Origin of the sequence: Acidovorax delafieldii 2AN, from assembly GCF_000175235.1 — a bacterium.
Lineage (GTDB): Bacteria > Pseudomonadota > Gammaproteobacteria > Burkholderiales > Burkholderiaceae_C > Acidovorax > Acidovorax delafieldii_B.
Genome location: NZ_ACQT01000348.1, coordinates 1 through 3,041, shown reverse-complemented (window position 1 = coordinate 3,041; position 3,041 = coordinate 1). Strand labels below are relative to the sequence as shown.

Annotated in this window: 3 protein-coding genes; 1 reads left to right on the top strand and 2 read right to left on the bottom strand. The window is 68.3% G+C overall.

The window, feature by feature from the left end; all coding sequences use genetic code 11:
- Nucleotides 1-608 (top strand): nicotinate-nucleotide--dimethylbenzimidazole phosphoribosyltransferase (locus tag ACDELDRAFT_RS20780; protein WP_005800063.1); only part of this gene is annotated, 608 nt, incomplete at its 5' end.
- 22 nt (nt 609-630) lie between these two features.
- Here ACDELDRAFT_RS20780 and ACDELDRAFT_RS20775 read toward each other — a convergent pair.
- Both ACDELDRAFT_RS20775 and ACDELDRAFT_RS20770 read right to left on the bottom strand, forming a co-directional pair.
- On the bottom strand, nt 631-1,761 hold the full coding sequence (locus tag ACDELDRAFT_RS20775; protein WP_005800062.1) for a GGDEF domain-containing protein: 1,131 nt from the start codon (nt 1,759-1,761) through the stop codon (nt 631-633).
- A gap of 719 nt (nt 1,762-2,480) precedes the next feature.
- A partial coding sequence (locus tag ACDELDRAFT_RS20770) for a dioxygenase family protein (RefSeq protein WP_005800061.1) occupies nt 2,481-3,041 on the bottom strand: 561 nt, incomplete at its 5' end.

Here is a 3,041-nt window from a genome sequence, read left to right as displayed (position 1 = left end):
ACCAGTGCGAGCAGGCCCTTCGCAACGGCGCCGGGGTGGTGCAGGGGCTGCCGGGCAACGCGCTGCTGCTGGGCGAGATGGGCATCGGCAACACCTCGGTGGCTTCGCTGCTGCTGGCCCGGCTGTGCGGCGTGCCGCTGGCCGATGGCACAGGGACCGGAACAGGCCTCGATGCGCAGGGCGTGGCCCGCAAGCGCGCCGTGCTGCAGCAGGCGCTGGACGCCAACGCGGGCGCCACCGAACCCCTGGCTGCGCTGGCGGCACTGGGGGGCTTCGAGGTGGCCACGCTGACGGGTGCTGTGCTGCAGGCTGCCGCCGAGCGGCGGGTCATCGTGGTGGACGGCTTCATCACCACAGCCGCCGTGCTGGTGGCCAGCCGCCTGCAGCCGGCGGTGCTACAGCGCTGCGTGTTTTCGCACCGCTCGGGCGAGCCCGGCCATGCCCACATGCTTGCGCAGCTGCAGGCAGAGCCGCTGCTGGACATGGGCCTGCGGCTGGGCGAAGGCTCTGGCGCAGCGCTGGCCTGGCCCCTGCTCGCGTCGGCCTGCGCCATCCTGCGCGACATGGCCAGCTTCGAATCGGCCGGGGTGGCGCAGCAGACGGCGTGACGGCGCCGGGCGGGCAGGGCGATCAGACGGCGCAGGTCTGGTTGCGTCCCTGGTCCTTGGCCTGGTAGAGCGCAGCGTCAGCCCGGCCCAGCATGGCTTCGAGCGTGTCGACGGGCCCCCGCCAACTGGTCAGTCCTATGCTGAGCTGGCAGTCGAGCAGATGGCCCGCCTGGAGCAGCGTATGGATGCGTTGCGCCACGTGGTCGGCGGCGCGGGCGTCGGTGTGGGGCAGCAGGACCAGGAACTCCTCTCCACCGTAGCGGCCCAGGCGGTCTTCGCGCCGCAGCGCCGAGCGCGCGCATGCCGCGAAGTGGGCGAGCACGGCGTCCCCGTGCTGGTGCCCCAGGGTGTCGTTGACGCGCTTGAAGTGGTCCAGGTCCAGCATCAGGATCGAAGGGCCGCCGCCGTGGCGGCGGGCGCGTTCGAGTTCTTCCTGGCACAGCTGCATCACGGCGCGCCGGTTCAGTGCCTGCGTGAGCGAATCATGGTTGGCCAGGTACTCGAGCTCGTTGCGCACCCGGTCGGTCGCCATCAGGATGGCGCCGATCGACAGCATCAGCACGGTGAGCACATAGGCGCCGACGTAGATCGTCTGGTAGAGCGAAGGCTCCATCAGATCGCTGCCGGCGTTGCCCCAGATCACGGAGGCAAAGCGCGCCATGAGCACCAGGATGTGCAGGGCCAGCACCACCTGCACCAGCCGCATGGGAAAGCCTTTGTCGCCGCGCCGGTACAGGAAGCGCAGGTGCGCGCAGTACAGCGCCGCCATCAGCACCGTGAAGATGGCCACGCGCAGTGCGTAGTTGGGCGCGAAATAGGTCAGCCACGTGAACACCAGCGCAGAAGCCGCCGCCACGCTGCCCCACAGTGCCCAGCCTCCGCCGTGCCCCAGAAATCGCCGGCTGCCCAGGTAATAGACGATGGCGCCCAGCAACAGCGCCTCGTTGGCCACCACCATGGTGAGGAAGTCGGGCAGCTCGCCGCGCGCGCTGAACAGCACCGTGGACACCAGCCAGAGCACCGGCCCCGCCGCCCAATAGTCCAGCCCGTGGATGTTGGCTGGGTAGTTGCGCCGCATGAACAGGAGCACCACCGCCATCATGGCCGACATGAAGCCTGCCATCGCAATCAGGGAGCGCGGATCGAGGTGCATCTTTTCCCCCGCGTCAGGTGGTGTAAAAAAATGTTTCTCCAGTATAGCCAGCGATTGCGGAATGCGGGGGGCGTTATTGGGTGTTTGCCGCGGCTCGTGGACGTGTGCGGCTGGCTGGGCGCCAGGGCGTCGCCGGATGGCCCGGTGTGTGGGCATGCGGGGGCGAACGGGGCGGAGGCTCCGCGCACCGGATGGCCGGCGGCGGCTGCCGTCCTGCTGGTTGCCGAGCAACGTCGTTTGCTTGTCCGCTCGCCTGTTCCTGCTCGCTTGTAGCGCCAGGCTCCGTGTTCAGGCGCGACGTCCGCCCGCGCTGTACCCTGCGGCGGCACCCCATGCGGCCAGTGGAGCGTCGTCCATGGCAAATCCCGAAAGGCGGCCTGCCGTGAGGCATGGCGGGGTGAAAGCTGAGCGCGGCTGGGCAGCCGTACGCCCTGGACGAGGGAATTCAGATGATTTCTGCCTGCAGTCCTTGAAGGGCGGGCGCAGCATGCTATGAAAATGATATGGATGTCGGGATGTCGGGATGTCGGGATGTCGGGATGTCGGGATGTCGGGATGTCGGGATGTCGGGATGTCGGGATGTCGGGATGTCGGGATGTCGGGCCAGAGGCCGGGTCCCGCCGCCCCAGGTGGCGCGAGCCCTGCCGGCCAACCCTTCCGATGCGGACGCAAAAAAAGCCGCCCACGGCGGGGCGGCTTGGCAGCGGGGCGAAGGCCGCTCAGGCGGGGGTGGTGACGCGTTCCATGCGGGTCAGCGGCAGGGCTTCGTCGGCGTTGGCGGCTGGCTGCATCACGAAGTCGAACTTCGAGCGCGTGAAGGGGGCAGAAATGCCCAGCGACTCGTAGCCGGCGGGCGCCACGTTCTTTTCCAGGCTCACGATGAGACCGTCACGCGTGGCGAAGGCAAAGTCATCGTCGATGTAGGTGTCGCCTGGAATGTTGACCTGCGTGGTCAGTGTGCGCAGGCTTGGTGCGACGACCAGGAAGTGGATGTGCGCAGGCCGGTTGCCATGGCGACCCAGGGCCTCGAACAGTTCCGATGTGGGGCTGTTCGGTGGAATCGCATAGCCCGGTGGCAGAAAGGTGCGAAAGCGGTACTGGCCCTTGGCATCGGCCTCGATGCGCCGGCGCAGCTCGTAGGGCTTCATGCCGGGGAAGAAGTGCGAGTAGCCGCCCTGTTCGTTGGCATGCCACACGTCGATGGTGGCGTGCGACACCGGCTGGCCTTGCAGGTCCAGCACCCGGCCTTCCATGACGAACACCTCGCCCTTGGGCTCGCC